This window comes from Kistimonas scapharcae, from assembly GCF_039540975.1.
Classification (GTDB): Bacteria; Pseudomonadota; Gammaproteobacteria; order Pseudomonadales; family Endozoicomonadaceae; genus Kistimonas; species Kistimonas scapharcae.
On record NZ_BAABFL010000093.1, the window covers coordinates 1 to 15,309 of the forward strand.

Annotated in this window: 16 protein-coding genes; all 16 read left to right on the forward strand. The window is 55.7% G+C overall.

What is annotated here, in order from left to right:
• Window positions 1-290: 290 nt before the first annotated feature.
• Window positions 291-893: a head fiber protein gene (locus ABD892_RS05550; RefSeq protein WP_345194411.1), complete on the forward strand. Its 603-nt coding sequence runs from the start codon at window positions 291-293 to the stop codon at window positions 891-893.
• A 1-nt stretch (window position 894) separates the two neighbouring features.
• Window positions 895-1,617 (forward strand): hypothetical protein, encoded by a 723-nt coding sequence (locus ABD892_RS05555; RefSeq protein ID WP_345194412.1) that lies wholly within the window; start codon window positions 895-897, stop codon window positions 1,615-1,617.
• Window positions 1,618-1,782: 165 nt separating this feature from the next.
• Window positions 1,783-2,637 (forward strand): phage terminase large subunit family protein, encoded by an 855-nt coding sequence (locus tag ABD892_RS05560; protein ID WP_425559179.1) that lies wholly within the window; start codon window positions 1,783-1,785, stop codon window positions 2,635-2,637.
• Window positions 2,532-3,380, forward strand: a complete 849-nt coding sequence (locus ABD892_RS05565) for a terminase gpA endonuclease subunit (RefSeq protein WP_345194429.1) — start codon at window positions 2,532-2,534, stop codon at window positions 3,378-3,380. The genes ABD892_RS05560 and ABD892_RS05565 overlap by 106 nt, the downstream gene beginning before the upstream one ends.
• A 4-nt stretch (window positions 3,381-3,384) precedes the next feature.
• Window positions 3,385-3,585, forward strand: coding sequence for a phage head-tail joining protein (locus tag ABD892_RS05570; RefSeq protein ID WP_345194415.1), 201 nt, complete (start codon window positions 3,385-3,387; stop codon window positions 3,583-3,585).
• Window positions 3,585-5,087 (forward strand): phage portal protein, encoded by a 1,503-nt coding sequence (locus ABD892_RS05575; RefSeq protein WP_345194416.1) that lies wholly within the window; start codon window positions 3,585-3,587, stop codon window positions 5,085-5,087. The genes ABD892_RS05570 and ABD892_RS05575 overlap by 1 nt, the downstream gene beginning before the upstream one ends.
• On the forward strand, window positions 5,071-6,084 hold the full coding sequence (locus ABD892_RS05580; RefSeq protein ID WP_345194418.1) for a head maturation protease, ClpP-related: 1,014 nt from the start codon (window positions 5,071-5,073) through the stop codon (window positions 6,082-6,084). Before ABD892_RS05575 ends, ABD892_RS05580 begins: the two co-directional genes overlap by 17 nt.
• 13 nt (window positions 6,085-6,097) lie before the next feature.
• Complete coding sequence (locus ABD892_RS05585; protein ID WP_345194420.1) at window positions 6,098-6,475, forward strand: head decoration protein; 378 nt, start codon at window positions 6,098-6,100, stop codon at window positions 6,473-6,475.
• On the forward strand, window positions 6,472-7,467 hold the full coding sequence (locus ABD892_RS05590) for a major capsid protein (RefSeq protein ID WP_345194421.1): 996 nt from the start codon (window positions 6,472-6,474) through the stop codon (window positions 7,465-7,467). Before ABD892_RS05585 ends, ABD892_RS05590 begins: the two co-directional genes overlap by 4 nt.
• Window positions 7,464-7,763: a hypothetical protein gene (locus ABD892_RS05595; RefSeq protein ID WP_345194422.1), complete on the forward strand. Its 300-nt coding sequence runs from the start codon at window positions 7,464-7,466 to the stop codon at window positions 7,761-7,763. The genes ABD892_RS05590 and ABD892_RS05595 overlap by 4 nt, the downstream gene beginning before the upstream one ends.
• Complete coding sequence (locus tag ABD892_RS05600) at window positions 7,747-8,346, forward strand: hypothetical protein (RefSeq protein ID WP_345194423.1); 600 nt, start codon at window positions 7,747-7,749, stop codon at window positions 8,344-8,346. The genes ABD892_RS05595 and ABD892_RS05600 overlap by 17 nt, the downstream gene beginning before the upstream one ends.
• Window positions 8,346-8,759, forward strand: a complete 414-nt coding sequence (locus ABD892_RS05605) for a hypothetical protein (protein ID WP_345194424.1) — start codon at window positions 8,346-8,348, stop codon at window positions 8,757-8,759. The genes ABD892_RS05600 and ABD892_RS05605 overlap by 1 nt, the downstream gene beginning before the upstream one ends.
• A gap of 36 nt (window positions 8,760-8,795) precedes the next feature.
• Entirely contained in the window at window positions 8,796-9,539 is a 744-nt protein-coding gene (locus ABD892_RS05610) for a phage tail tube protein (RefSeq protein ID WP_345194425.1), read from the forward strand.
• 1 nt (window position 9,540) lies between these two features.
• Complete coding sequence (locus tag ABD892_RS05615; RefSeq protein WP_345194426.1) at window positions 9,541-12,531, forward strand: tape measure protein; 2,991 nt, start codon at window positions 9,541-9,543, stop codon at window positions 12,529-12,531.
• Entirely contained in the window at window positions 12,528-12,911 is a 384-nt protein-coding gene (locus ABD892_RS05620; RefSeq protein ID WP_345194427.1) for a hypothetical protein, read from the forward strand. The genes ABD892_RS05615 and ABD892_RS05620 overlap by 4 nt, the downstream gene beginning before the upstream one ends.
• A 20-nt stretch (window positions 12,912-12,931) precedes the next feature.
• The coding region (locus tag ABD892_RS05625) for a hypothetical protein (RefSeq protein ID WP_345194428.1) at window positions 12,932-15,309 on the forward strand (2,378 nt) is incomplete at its 3' end.

The following is a 15,309-nucleotide window of genomic DNA, read 5'->3' on the forward strand; positions in this document are numbered from 1 at the left end:
CGTTTTTGTTATTGTCAGCCCCTCAAGATGGCCATCCATGACCGTATTATCTTTCCCTGAAATCGAAGCCGTATTGATTTGCGACAAGGGTTAATACGTATTTGTATAAGTGCATCCTGCATGCCAAAAAACTTTCTGGCCCGCCAGTCGTAGTCTGTAGCGAAATCGGGTGTTTCAGGAGGTATGCAACAAAGCCGGATTAGTGACAGGGATATGATGTTGCTGTCACGGAAAGAAACTCGTGGTAACAGTCAACAGACGTTTGTTCCAATTCAGGGAAGACTGACGATATGGCCAATATCATCCGCATCAAACGCAGCCAGGTAACCGGTGCTCCTACGGCATTAGAGGAAGGTGAACTGGCTTACTCGGAAGCCTCGGGGCAGCTCTTTATTGGCGCCAGTGGTGACACAGTTATCGTCATTGGTGGTTTTGCCGACCACGACAAACTGGCCTCTATTGAAACCGGAGCCAACAACTACACCTTGCCTGCTGCGACCACTACAACCCTGGGCGGCATCAAGGCAGGCTCAGGTTTACTGGTTGATGTCGAGGGTGTGTTGACCCTCGATGGTGCGTCTGGCATCACGGAATCCCAGGTTGATAGCAAAATTGCCGATGCCATCAATGCGCTAGTGAGTGGTGCCCCCGCCGCGCTGGATACGCTGAATGAGTTGGCTGTCGCATTACAGGGGAATGACAGCGAGATTGCTTCGCTGGTAACCAGTGTTTCCGGGAAGCTGGCTACAAGTGCGAACCTGTCAGATCTTGCCGATGCGGCGGTGGCGCGTACCAATCTTGGCCTGGACGATATGGCGCAGCAAAATGCCGGTGCCGTGGCAATTACCGGCGGGACAATCAATGGCGTAACCCTGGACGGGGGCAGCTTCTGAGATGGCGGGTATTCAGCTCAGGCGCTCAGCGTCGCCGGGTGCTGTACCGGCGAACCTCCAGGAAGGGGAGCTCGCCATCAATACAGCTGATGGCAAGCTCTATGCCCATGTGTCGGGACAGGTGGTTGTCATTGGTAGTGTGTCGTTTATTGACGATGCGCCAGCTGATGGCGGACAGTATGTTCGTCAGGACAACGGCTGGCAGCCCGCTGCGGCCGGTGGTGGCGACTGGACCTTGCTGGCAACCGGTAACTTTCCGGCCGGCAATGCCGAGTATATTTTTCCGGTGACCTTCAGCAGTGAGTACAGTTTGTACAAGCTGATGTTGCTCAATGTTGCCTGCGATGGCAGTTCCAACACCCAGATGGAATTATTGGCCAGCAGTGACGGGAGTACCTGGCAGACCGGAAGCTTTGATTACAAGTACCGCTTCAACGACACCACCCAGTCCTCTTCATCGACCACTACTAACAAACTGGCCCTGACCAGTAATGCCCTTGGCAAAAGCGGCGCGGTGTGTGCCGAATTAACCGTGTTTGCGCCGACGGCGATTGCGCCAACCCGGATTGGTATGCAGGTCTGGCACGAGGATAACAGCGGTAATCCCGAAGCCACTTTGGGGCACGGTATTGTCCGGGCGGCAGCGCCGGTGCTCGCGTTGAAGATGCGTCTGACCCATGCGCCCTTTGGTTCCGGTGAGATCAGGGTTTATGGCATCCGGTAAATCATGACCAACAGCCCCTGGTTCAATGGTTTTTTCACTGGCCTGAAACCTGATACCCGCCTGACCGTCTCCGAGTGGTCGGACCAGCACCGGATCCTGCCCATGAAGGCAGCCAAGGAAGCGGGTCGCTGGCGGACGGCGCGAACCCCTTATCTTAAGGAGATCATGGATGCACTGAGTCCGTCGTCTTCTGTCGAGCGGGTGGCGTTCATGAAAGGCGCCCAGGTAGGTGGCACGGAGTGCGGGAATAACTGGCTCGGGTATGTGATCCACCATACCCCGGGGCCAATGCTCTATGTATTACCGACACTGGATATGGCCAAGCGAACCTCGAAGCAGCGCATTGCGCCGATGATCGAGGAAATGCCCATCCTGCGGGACCGGGTGAAAGACCCCAGGAGCCGGGACTCGGGCAATACCCAGATGGTGAAGGAGTTTCCCAACGGGGTGTTGATCATTACCGGGGCGAACTCCGCCACCGGGCTGCGCTCCATGCCGGCACGGTTTCTGTTCCTGGATGAGGTAGACGCCTATGAAGACGATGTGGACGGCGAGGGCAGTCCTATCAACCTGGCTATCAAGCGTACTGCGACATTTTCACGCAATCGCAAAATTTTCATGGTCTCCACCCCGAACATTGCCGGGGCCAGCAAGATCGAATCGGCCTACCAGGCCTCTGACCAGCGTCGCTTTTATGTGCCCTGCACCGAATGTGGTCACAAACAACCCATCGAATGGGCGCAGATCCGGTTTGAAGACAAAGACCCGGATACTGCCAGTTTTGAATGCATCCGCTGTCGCCACCGTATGCGTGAGCATGACAAGCCGAAACTGCTGGCAGGCGGTGAATGGGTGNAGATTTTCTGGCGGCCAAAGACGATCCGGTGCTGCTCAAGGACTGGACCAATACCGTACTGGGAGAAACCTGGCAGGAAGCGGGTGAAACGGTCGACCATGAACTGCTGTACCAGCGTCGTGAACATTATCCGGCCCCCGTGCCCTGGTTTGTCGAAGTATTAACCGCGGGCGTGGATGTGCAGGATGACCGGGTGGAGTTTGAAGTCGTTGGCTGGGGTGCCGGTGAGGAAAGCTGGTCCGTGGATTATGTCCGTCTTTACGGCGATCTGAGTCGTCCCGGGATCTGGCAGATACTGGCTGATAAACTGCGGCAGTCTTATCGCAGGGAAGATGGCGTCCTGATGAATCTGGCCCAGGTATGCATGGACTCCGGCGGCCATTTCACCGATGAGGTCTATGCCTTCAGCCGCAAGCTGGGCATTGACTGGCTGATACCGGTCAAGGGGGCATCGCAGTCGGGTAAGGCCATCGCGACCTTTCCGAAGACCCGTAACCGTAAGGGGGTTTATCTTACGTTGGTGGGAACGGACACAGCCAAAGAATTGATCTACCAACGCTATCGAATCCAGGAACCCGGTGCCGGCTATTGCCACTGGCCAGTCAACGACTGCTTCGATGAAGATTACTTCAAGCAGGCAACCGCAGAAGAAAAGATCCGCAAGTACAAACATGGCGTCGCCCATTTTGAGTGGGATGCCAAAAAACGTCGTAACGAAGCACTGGATTGCCGGGTCTATGCCCTGACGGCTGTTCGAATCCTGCAACAACACCGGGGGTTGGATCTGGAACAGCTGGCACTCAACCGGCCTGTGCCGGAAACCGGCGAAGACGTGCAGGAAACGCCGGCACCATCACAGGAAAGCCGGCCACGCCGCATCAGTCGCAGCAGCTACCTCAACGGATAACACCATGATCAGCCAGGAAGAATACGACGCACTCAAGCGGGCCGTACTGCTTCGCGATACCCGCACGGTGGAGTTTGAAGGGCGTAAGGTGGAATACGCCAGTTTCAGCGAAATGGAGCGACGGCTTCACGCCATAGAGCGGGAGCTGGCGAAGCAATCCAAACGACCGAAGCAGTATGGCATATACAGTACCCGGGGGCTTTGATGGGTTTGAAACAGCGGGTGGCCGGGTGGTTGCTGGGTGGCATGAATAATCTGGCTTATACCTCGGCAGGTCACGGACGGCGAAGCAAAGGCTGGCATGCGCCGCAAAGCGGTCCCAATCATACCTTGTCGGGTAATCTCGGCACCCTGATCAATCGCAGCCGGGCAGCAATCCGTAATGATCCCTGGGCCGCGAGTGGGTTGGACAAGCTGGTATCGAACATTGTCGGCACGGGCATTAAACCCAAATCCGACGCCCGTGATGACCGCTTTCGCAGAGATTTGCAACAGCTGTTTCTGGACTGGACCGATGAGTCTGATGCGGATGGGCAACTGGATTTTTACGGCCAGCAAAGCCTCGCCGCCAGGGCCATGCTGGAAGCCGGTGAGTGTTTTATCCGCCTCAGACCCCGACGACCAGAAGATGGCTTGTCGGTACCGCTGCAGCTGCAACTGCTGGAAGCGGAGTTTGTCCCCTGGGACTACAACGATGATCTCAAAAATGGTCACGCCATCCGAGCGGGTATTGAGCTGGATAAGCTGGGTCGGCGGGTGGCCTACTGGATGCACAAGGCCCATCCCCACGATTACACCATTCTGGATACAGCTAATCTCCGCCGGATTCCGGCAGAAGAGGTACTGCATCTCTACGAGCCGTTAAGGCCAGGACAGCTGCGCGGACAGCCGGTATTAACCCAAGTGCTGTTGCGGATGCATCACCTGGACAAGTTTGATGACGCCACCCTGCTCAGGCAGGAGATCGCCAACCTGTTTACAGGCTTTATCACCAAACCGGCGCCAGAACAGGAGCGGGTGGATCCGCTGACGGGACGCCCCATTGTTTACGATCTGCAGGGTGTGCCCATGGTGGGAATGGAACCGGGCACCATGCAGGAGCTATCACCCGGAGAAGAAATAGTCTTTAACACGCCGCCAGGGGCGGCCAGTGATTATCCCGATTTTATCCGGCAGCAGCTGATGGCAGTGTCTGCCGGAATCGGACTCCCTTTTGAACTCTTGTCCGGTGATATGAAAGGCGTCAGTGACCGGGCATTACGGGTGGTGCTCAATGAGTTTCGCCGTCGTATTCAACAGTTGCAGCATAACCAGCTGGTGTTCCAGCTGTGTCGCCCTGTCTGGAATCGCTGGCTGGAGCTGGCAGTTCTCTCTGGCGCTATTAACGCCCCGAATTACCACAACAAACCCAACGACTACCGCCGGGTGAAATGGATCCCCCATGGCTGGGCCTATATCCATCCGGTGCAGGACATGCAGGCCCAGGCGCTGGCAGTCCGCAATGGCTTCAAGTCACGCTCGGAAGTGGTTTCCGAGCAGGGTTATGACAGCGAACAGGTGGATACGGAAATCGCTGCAGATAACCGTCGTGCCGACGATCTGGATCTGCAATACGACAGCGATGCCCGGCAACAGGAAGCGCCGCAGCCACAACAACCGTCATCTAACAAACTCAAGGAAGAACCCGCCGATGAGTCGAACCAATAAGCCCTGGTACACACTGAAAAACCAGTCTGGTAACGCTGAACTCATGATCTATGACGTGATTGGTGACTGGGCGGGACTTTCTGCCCGGCAGCTGGTCGATACGCTGAAAACTATCGATATCGATGCCATCACTGTTCGCATCAACAGTCCCGGTGGCAGCGTATTTGATGGTATCGCCATCTACAACGCCCTGCGTTATCACCCGGCCAATATCACGGTACGCATTGAAGGGCTGGCGGCCAGTATTGCCAGTGTCATTGCCATGGCAGGCGACACGGTGCAGATGGCAGAGAATGCACTCTTTATGATCCATAACCCCTTTGGCTGGGTCAGTGGGGAGGCGGATGATCTTCGTCGTACAGCGGGTATGCTGGACAAGGCCCGGGACAGCATTGCCATGACCTACAGTGAGCGCTGCGGCCTGCCGGTGGCCGAGATTGTAACCCTGATGGCGGAAGAAACCTGGTTCACAGCAGCTGAGGCTAAGGAGAAAGGGCTGATCGACAGCATCGACAAGCCGGTGCAATTGGCGGCGTCGTTTGATTTGTCCCTTTTCAACCATGCGCCGCCTGTCAAGATGGAGCCACCGGCACCAAAACCAGCCACCAAAACAGTGAAGAACGAACCAGAGGATATCGATGCTCTGGCCATTGTACGCTTGTGCAATCAGGCCGGTTACCCGGAACTGGCAGAAGCTTGCATCCGTGACAAACAGAACCCGGATCAGGTCAGGGAAAAATTCCAGGACTGCGAGAGCATCAAGTCGCTGTGTGCTGCAGCCCATGCGCCCGATCTGGCCGCAGGCTTTATCCAGTCAGCCAATACGGTGGATGAAGTGCGCGCTGCTCTCTTCGAGAAACTGACGGCCAATGCCCCATCGGTCAACAACACCCTGACGCCTGATCAGCAGCAGAACATTATCAAGCCCCTGATTGATACCGCTGCTGTTTATCGCAATCGCAACGGCCAAACCTCCCCGCAAACGACTCAAGCCTGAAAGGACGCAACCCATGCCTGTGATGACCGAACCGGTGCATACCGGAGAGTTTCTTGTATCTGAAGGAAACAACAGCATCAGCCGCGAGAAGGTAGTGCTGGCGCCTAACCAGACATTGCTGCCAGGGACAGTCGTCTACATGGATGCGGCTACCGATCAGTACCTGGCGCTGGATGCCGCAGCGGCGGATGCCTTTGCCACGGCTGGCGGCGTTCTGCTGGACCGTGTCGATACCGGTGATGAGCCCGGGGAAGGGGTGCTGATTGCCCGGTTAGCGGAAGTGGATGGCACCCTGTTGCTCTGGCAGGACCTCAGTGAAGAGCAGATCAATGCCGGCATCGAGCAGTTGAAGCCGCTGAATATCTTTGTCCGGGAGGGAGAACCCGTATGAGCTTACTGGATATCTTCAATGATGATGCCTTCAGCCTCACCAGTCTGACGGCGACCATCAACAACCAGCCCTATAAACCCGGAAGGATTGGTAAGTTGGGGCTGTTTACTGAATCCGGCATCAATACCACCTCGGCGATGGTGGAATCGAAAAACGGTGAGCTGCACCTGTTGCCGACCAGTCAGCGGGGGGCGCCGGCAATGCAGGCCCGGGGTGGCAAACGACAGGTGCGCAGTTTTGTGATTCCCCACATCCCCTATGACTCGACCATCCTGGCCGATGAAGTACGCAATGTGCGTGCCTTCGGGTCCGAGTCTACGCTTGAAGGGGTACGGACCGTAGTGAACCAGCGCCTCAGCGATATGAACGCTAATCATGAGGTTACCCTGGAGCATCTGCGACTGGGAGCGCTCAAGGGGCTGATTCTGGATGCTGATGGCAGCACTGTGATTTATGACCTGTTCCACGAGTTTGGCGTGACCCAGCAGACCCACACCTACAAGTTCAGTGATGCAACCACGGATGTACGTATCCAGTGCGTCAAACTCCGTCGTAAGGTAGACGACGCCCTTGGCGCCCAGCCTTATTCCGGCTTGCGGGCCTTTTGTGGGGCGGATTTTTACGATGGGCTGGTTGCCCATGATTACGTCAAGGATGCCTATCAACGCTACCAGGACAGTGCGCTGCTCAGAAACGATCCGAAAGGGGGCTTTAACTTCGGGGATATTTTCTGGGAGGAATACCGCGGTCAGGTCGATGGCATCCCTTTTATCCCGGCCAACGAAGCCTATGTGATCCCGGAGGGGACGGGTATCTTCCGTACCTGGTTTGCCCCGGCGGACTTTGTGGAAACGGTCAACACCATCGGGTTGCCGCGCTATGCCAAGCAGCGGGTGATGGACTTCGACAAGGGGGTTCAGATTCACACCCAGTCCAACCCGTTGCCGATCTGCCTCAAACCCCGGGCGGTGATTCGCTGCAAGATGTCATGACAGATGCCTTTGCCACCATGACAACAACGGTGCTGGCCTCGTTGGGTCAGCGTCTTATGATTACCCGTAAAGATGGTGCCAGCGAGTCCGTTACCGGCATTCTGTCGCGCAATGTGACGCCGGTCGGAAGCTTTGAAGCCGTCATGCAGACCATGACTACTGTGACCTTTGACCGGATGGTGCAGTTGGAACGGGGGGATCTGGTCAGCACAGGCATGGAGGCCTGGCGTGTGGATCGCAGGCTCAAAGACGATGGCTACCTGACCACCTGGAACCTTCATGCAGCTGACCATTGAGTTGGATGAAACCCTGCACCGGTTGACGACCGAACTCAATGATTCGCCGGAGAAGGTCAACCACGCCATCCGACGCACCATGACCAAACTCTCACGCTTTGCCGAACGGCAGGTGTTGCGTGAACTCAGTCGTCGGGTATCCGTGAGCCAGACATTACTCAAGAATCTCGGTCGGGTGAAGGTTACGCTGGAACCGCCGGGCCGGCGTGGCCATGACGGTTATCAGGTGGTGATCTGGGTGGGGCTCTCCGCTATTCCTGCCCATTACCTGGGTAATCCCCGTCAAACTCGATCAGGCGTCAGAGTCGGACGCCGGTTCTGGCAGGGCGCTTTTTTGATGCAGCCGGTCAACAGTAACCATGAGATGGTGTTCAAACGGGCGCCCCACTGGCAGCACCGAAAGCAGATCTCCCAACGTTCCGGCAAGGTGATGTGGATGGGGCTCCCGATTGAGAAACAGTCGTTGTCTATTGATGAGCATGCCGGTGATCTGTTGTCCGCATTGGAGTCTCACTTGCTTGAACGGTTCACGACCTTGCTTCAGCAGGAGCTCAACTTTGCATTCAATATTGAGGGCAGCTGATGGGCGAGCCTATTCCTGAAAACCGGATTCTGACAGCGTTGATTGCCCGGCTGGAATCCGTTTGCTCCCACGTCAAAGTCGGTTACCCCGCCACGGGTCTTGAGGATGACTTGGAAGTGCCGGCCATACTAGTGCAGCTGGAATCACTGATTGAACTCAATCGCAGCGGTCAACGCGGGCTTTACCAGCTGCAGTTTCTCATCAGTCTGGCGGTTCGCACCAGTGAAGCGTCTACCGAATCACTGCTGCAGCTCAGTCACCAGATCCGACAGGCTTTGGCACTAGGCACACGACTGTGTCCGGAAGCCCGTAAGCTGCAGCTGACCGAAACCCAGTTTGATATCGCTCCCGCCCATGGACGGCTGTCGTTTGCGGACATTGGGCTGCAGGTGGATACCGTTCTCTCGCCCTGATTACTCCCGAGTAGAAACCCAGCAAAGGACACGCTTATGTCACAGGTTGACCGCAGTTTTATTGGTGCCGGCAGTATTCATATCCAGCCCTACGACCAGTCAGCTCCACTATTGCCAGTGGGCAATGTCAGTGAATTTACCTTCAGCTTTGAAGAGGAAAAGAAGGAGCTCAAAAACTACCTGGGCGGTGGCGGGAACCGGAATGTGGTCTCACGCATCTCTGGTATTACCGGTTCCATCACTGCCCATGATTTCACGGCGCAGAACATCGCCCTGGCCTTGCGCGCTTCTGTCAGTGAGATTGGCGCGGGCGCAGTGACCGATGAACCCCATGCCAGCCACGGTATCGCCGATGAGCTGATTCCTTTCGATAAGTTGCCAGACTTAAGCCAGACCATCACCGTTAACGACAGTCTTTCAAATCCCCTGACCGAAAATGTGGACTATGAACTGACCAAATCCGGTGTTCGGGTGCTGGATGGTGGGGCCATCAATGACCAGGGCATTACCGTTTCCTATACGCCGCTGGTCGCTAATGCGGTACAGGCACTAGTGGAGTCAGGCAAGGAGTTTGCACTCTTTATGGAAGGACTCAACGATGCTCAGGAAGGTTTGCCATTCAGTATCCGGGTGCATCGGGTGAAATTCTCGCCAGTGCAGAACCTGGGTTTTATCTCGGAAGACTTTGCCAGCATTCCGTTGGCCATGGATATCCTGGCCGACCCGACCATTAGTGGCGCCGGCCTGAGCCCGTTTATGCGGCTGGATCTGGCGCAATAATATGGCCAGCCTGCGCGACTCGGCCATCCGGCTCACCCTTAAAGCCCGGGACCTGCTCTCCGGTGTTATTCGTAAATCGGCTGACTCCCTGGGCGAGCTGGATGACCGTGCCCGTGACCTCAAAACGGAACTGAAAGCATTAGAGCGTCAGGATCGTTTACTCACGACATTTCGCAAACAGGTCACCACGGTACGGGACAGTAACCGTGCCTATCGGGAAGCGCAAAACCGTGTCGTGGAACTGGCCCGTGCCTACAGCAAGACAGCACAGCCTTCCAAACGGCTGCAACAGCAGCTGGCCTCGACCCGTAAGACCGTCAGTGCGCTCAATGATCAGTACGGAAAGCAGCGGGACAAGTTAGCGGAGCTGCGTCGCTCCCTTGAGAAACAGGGGCTTTCCAACCGCAATCTGGCCAGCCAGCAGGCATCGCTGCAACAAAAGCTCAAGGCGACAGCCGATGCCTACCAGTCCGTTTCCCGCAAGGCCCGCACCACCCGTGAGACGCTGCGTCGGAATCGTTTCCGTCAAACGGCAGCCGACGCAGATAATGCCCGGCAAAGTGTTAATCGGTTGTCGGGTTCTTTCCTTCGTCTGGTCACCGCCGCCTCTGGTCTCTACCTCATTAAACGTGCACTGACGGGGATTCTGGAAACGGGGGATCGGTTTGAGCGTCTGCGCATCCAGCTCAACGCCATCATGGGTTCCATTGAAGCAGGGGGCGAAGCGACTGACTGGATCCGTGAATTCACCCGCAACACGCCATTGCAGTTGCAACAGGTTACCGATGCGTTCGTTACCCTGAAGAACTTCGGCCTGGATCCCATGGACGGCACCCTGCAGGCGCTGGTTGATGTGAACAGCAAGCTGGGGGGCAGCTATGAACGGCTGCAGCGTATCAGCCTGGCGCTGGGACAGGCCTGGGGTAAGCAGAAACTGCAGGGCGAAGAGCTCCGGCAGTTAATTGAGGCAGGTGTCCCCGTGTGGGAGCTGCTGGCCAATGTCACAGGGCGTAATGTTACCGAGCTGCGCAAACTCTCCGAACAGGGCAAGCTGGGCACCGATGTCATTCGTGGCTTGATTACCGAGATTGGCCGGTCGTCGTCAGGAGCGGCGGCTGCCAATATGCAACTGTTGTCCGGTTATGTTTCGAACCTCAAGGATCGCTGGGAAGAGTTCAAAAACGCTGTTGCCGAGAGTGGCTGGCTGGATTATGTGAACTCAGCCTTGGCGACGCTCAGTAGCAAGCTGGATAAACTCGATAAGGATGGTCGGTTACAGGCGCTGGCCCAAGCGATATCAGACAGCTTTATCGCCATGGCAGAAGGCATACGTGGTGCCTTTGAAGGCATTACCCTGGATGACTTTGTTGAGCGGGTGCGTCAGGGCTTTACCAGTATTGCCGAACAGGCCAGCGGCATTGTTGGCGCCTTTCGGATCATCGGCAATACCATCAGCGTTTTCTTTAACAGTTTCACATTGGTGGTGAAGGGCGCTGCGACCTTTATCAGCGGTGCTTTGGCGCAGATTACTCAAGGCGTGGCCGATGTGCTGGAGGTTTTTGATGCCGATGAGCTGGCACAGAAAACCCGTCACTTCAGTGAAGCCACCCGAGAAGTGATGTCCGGCTTTGCCCGGGAAACCGCAGAAGACGCCAAACAGATCCGCACAAGCCTCGATAACATGGCTTCAGCCTTTACCGGCAGCCAGCGCCAGATACAGCAAGCTGCTAAAAAGACGGCGACGACCGTCAAATCAACAAACGACAATATCCAGCAGAGTAACGAACAAACCGCTGAATCCACGTCCAACCTGTACAGTGATATCCAGTCCGCACTGGATGCCATTGATGCGTCAGAAACCAGTGCCGAACTGGCGGATATCGGTGTCATCCTGGCGAGATCCTATAACGAACAGAAACTCTCCGCTGAGGACTACCAGAGCGCGGCTGAAAAACTCAAGGACAAGCTGAAAGAACTCAAGGACGCTGCCAAAGAGACGTCATCCGGTTTCAAATCCATCAAAAGCGACGGGGGTGAGGCATTTACAGGGCTCACTCAAAGAGCCGGTGACGCGCAATCCATCACCGGCATGATGGCCAACCATATTAACGGCATTACCACTGAACTCCATGCCATGAGCCCAGCTGCAGAAGCCGCCTTTCAGGCAATCAATGCCGGCAACAACAGTGATGCAATTCGTAACACAGGGGATGAAATAGCAATCCTCAGGGAGCAGCTTGGTAAGGCACAACAAAAGGCTCAGGCGCTCAGTCAGTCCATGGGACATCTGGAAGCCACCGGCATCAGTGACTGGTTCAAGGAGACGGCAATTGCTGCAGAAGTCACCAAGATTAAATTTCTGGAACAGAAAATAACCTTTGAAGAGTTGATGCAGGCATGGCGAAACGGTGAACTGACAGCCCAGTCCTTTACCCGTCAGGCATCCTCCATGGGTAACAGCCTGAACCTGCTCAACGAGGCTGATCTCGGTACCTTGAATAGTGCGCTAACCCAAGCCAAACAACAGATGGATGCTCTCAACGACAGCACCCGCAATACCCTGGAAAGCCTGCAGAATGAACTTGATCAGCTGCGAGGGAATACGGAGGCGGTTGAGAAACGGAACTTTGAGCAGCGTAATCGTGAACTGGAGGCGGAACTCAACGATGCCCGGCAGAAGGGCGATGCCGAGTCCATCAATAATCTGGAAAAATCCCTGCGGCTTAATCGACAGGTCTATAACGAAAAACGTCGTCAGCTTAACGATGAGCAACGAAAGGAGCGCATCCGTGAGGAAGAACAACGTCCGGCCTCACAACAACCAAAACTCACACATGCCAATCTTCCTCAACAAACCAGTGCTCCAGCGACTCCCGAGAAAATCATTCGTCTGGAATATCCCGGTGGACAGGTAGACGTCGGCATTCGTGACAGCGATGAAATGAAACTCCTCAAGGCGCTGGAAACTGCGGGCATGAGATCCATCGGATGACGCTGGATGATATCGAGCTGCCGGATGATCTCCTCTGGGTGAATGAATACCAGTGGCAGCCCGTCGCGCAGGAAACAGAGCGCACCCTGACCGGTGCCTTGTTGGTGCAAGAGCAGGCAAAGCTTTATGGCCGGGAGATTGAACTGTTGGGGGAACAGTCGGGCTGGGTAACTCGCACTACGGTTGATGCCCTGAAAACGCTCGAAGCGGAAGCTGGAAAAGTGATGACGCTTACCCTGCCTGATACACGAATCTTTCAGGTGATTTTTGACCGTAGTAATGGTGCTGCTGTCGAGGCACAACAAGTGCTGCCCTACGCCTACCCCGATAACGATTACCTTTACTCGCTCACTGTCAGGCTGCTAACGGTCGCACCCTGATCATTAACGGAGATCCATGGATGGCGATTCTTCCGGATGATGTCAAACTTTACGCCTCACAACGTCTGACCGATGAGTCTGACGGCGGCGGTCGAGCCACGGGCAATGAAGTGATTGATGGCGATATCAATAACCTGTTCCGGGATATTTCCCGCATTGATAGCACCCTTGGTGATGTCTCTTTACGGAAGGTCTATGCCGGTGTCAGCACTGACAATACCGATCCTTATCTGGGCGCTCATCTGATCATTACCGAACCGCCGCAGGATAGCAAAGTCGATGTCCTGTTGTTTAACACGGACAGCCAGACCGATGAGCGTACCGAGGCCCGCAACCGGATTGAGTCCTATGTGGTGCCAGCGGTGGATGCGTCCTGGGAACTTTTGGGTGACCAGCTGGTTGGCCAGCGCAGTATTCAGGCCATCCAACGAACCGAGGATCGCCTGCCGGAAATTGGTGAAGTCTATCGTCTGCTCGATGAGAATACCGGACAGGAACAGTACATCCGCATCACGGATGTGTCGGCCAGCACCGAAACCTTCACCATCAGCCGAAATGAAACTTATGTGGACTTTGTCCGTCGTCGTTTGACGCTGGGTATCAGCTCACCGCTGGATCAGACCTTTCCCGGCGGGACAGCCACCCCCACCGGTACGGAACGAAGAGACAGCACCAAACTCACCCGACTGCAAAGCACCCAGGTCGCGGATGCCGCCAAATACTATGGTGCGTCCCATCTCAAGGAAACCGCCACTGCCAGCAGCACCAAAATCAAGGTTAACAGTATCTATGCCCACCTGGTGCCCAGCGCCACCAGTGAAACAGCGGTAATTGATGAGCCCGGTTACAGCGGCAGTCGCCAGATTTTGCCAACGCGCAATGGCACCTTAAACACGACACTGGTTTTCGGACATATCCAGGGTAACCAGTCCCGCTCCTATCTGGGGGCCGGCGTGGTGAAGGAAAGCCTGGTACTGGCCATCGACGGTGGTACGTATGAGGACAATGGTGCCGGTGCGTTCAACCATGTCTCAGGCTCCGATCCCTATGAGCGCATCACCATCGATTATGAAACCGGGCAAATCGACGCCTATCGAACCAGCAGTTACTTTACCGGTAATGCCAGTGCAAACTGGCAACCGGGCACTGCAGCAACCGGCATCAGTGTCTCTGAAGTCGTTCAGATTGAACTGCAGAATAGAGGCTTTACCTACACCTTTGCTTTTCCGGAAGAAAAGCCCCGTCCCGGCAGTTTTGTGCTGAGCTACATGGCGCTGGGGAAATGGTATGAGCTACGTGACCCCGGTAATGGACTGCTGACCGGTAATGGCAGCGGCACAATTGATTTCGCTACCGGCTCAGTAGCCGTAACCCTTGATGCCATGCCAGATGTGGACACGGCATTGGTGATCAGTTACTCCTTGCCATTTCCCGATGAGCTAACCATCCATACGGGCTCAGCGGTTGCACAACAGCCGGAGGTTCGTCATACCACTGCACATCCAGGGATTAAACCGGGCAGCGTTACCGTGACCTATATCAGCGGTGGCCAAAGCAAAACGCTAACCGACAACGGTGCTGCGATTCTGGCCGGTGATGGTTCCGGCAGCCTGATTTATGCGTCGGGAGAACTGGCGTTTGTACCGGATATTTTGCCTGATGCCGGCACAGCCATCGCGGTCAGCTATGAGCAGGGCAACCAGATTACCAGCCCGGTCAGTGTTGATGTGGACGGCAGCGGTACCGCAACCGGCACTATTCCCGGTGCGCCCTTGTTACCGGGCAGTGTCAAACTGACGTTTACCTGTGAGCGGATCGGCGAGGTTCCCAGTGCCTGGAAAGGCACCAATATCAAGCCCATCCAGATTTATGACCGGATTTACAACGTCACCCATACGGTATCCGATGACAGTACCGGGGGCTGGAAGGGGGGGCGCGCCGGTTCCATCAACTATGCCACGGGTGAGTTTTCCATCGAGGCTGAACAGAACTACAGCTATAAGACCTACAAGATCAACACCTATAGCTATGAGTTCGCTGGCAAGACCTACACCCGCCAGCGCGTCGAGGGTGATACAACAACTCTGACGGAAACCTACCAGGGCAATACCCTGTCGGTGGTGGCGCAGGAGAACGCGCTTTCCCATCAGCCGGAAACTGAAAGTGTCACTGCGCCTGATTTGCTTATCCGGCTCTTGCCCAATACATCAGAACCGCTGGTACCGGGCTCCGTGATGTTTGAGTTTGGCGGGGCGTTCTATCAGGACCGGGATGGCACCATTATCAGGAATCTCTCCACCGCTACCAATGCGGGCACCATCGTCGGCAGCATTGATTACACCGGCGCACAGGTGACCCTCAGCCAATGGCCGGATGGTGCCAGTCCTGTAGTCAATCT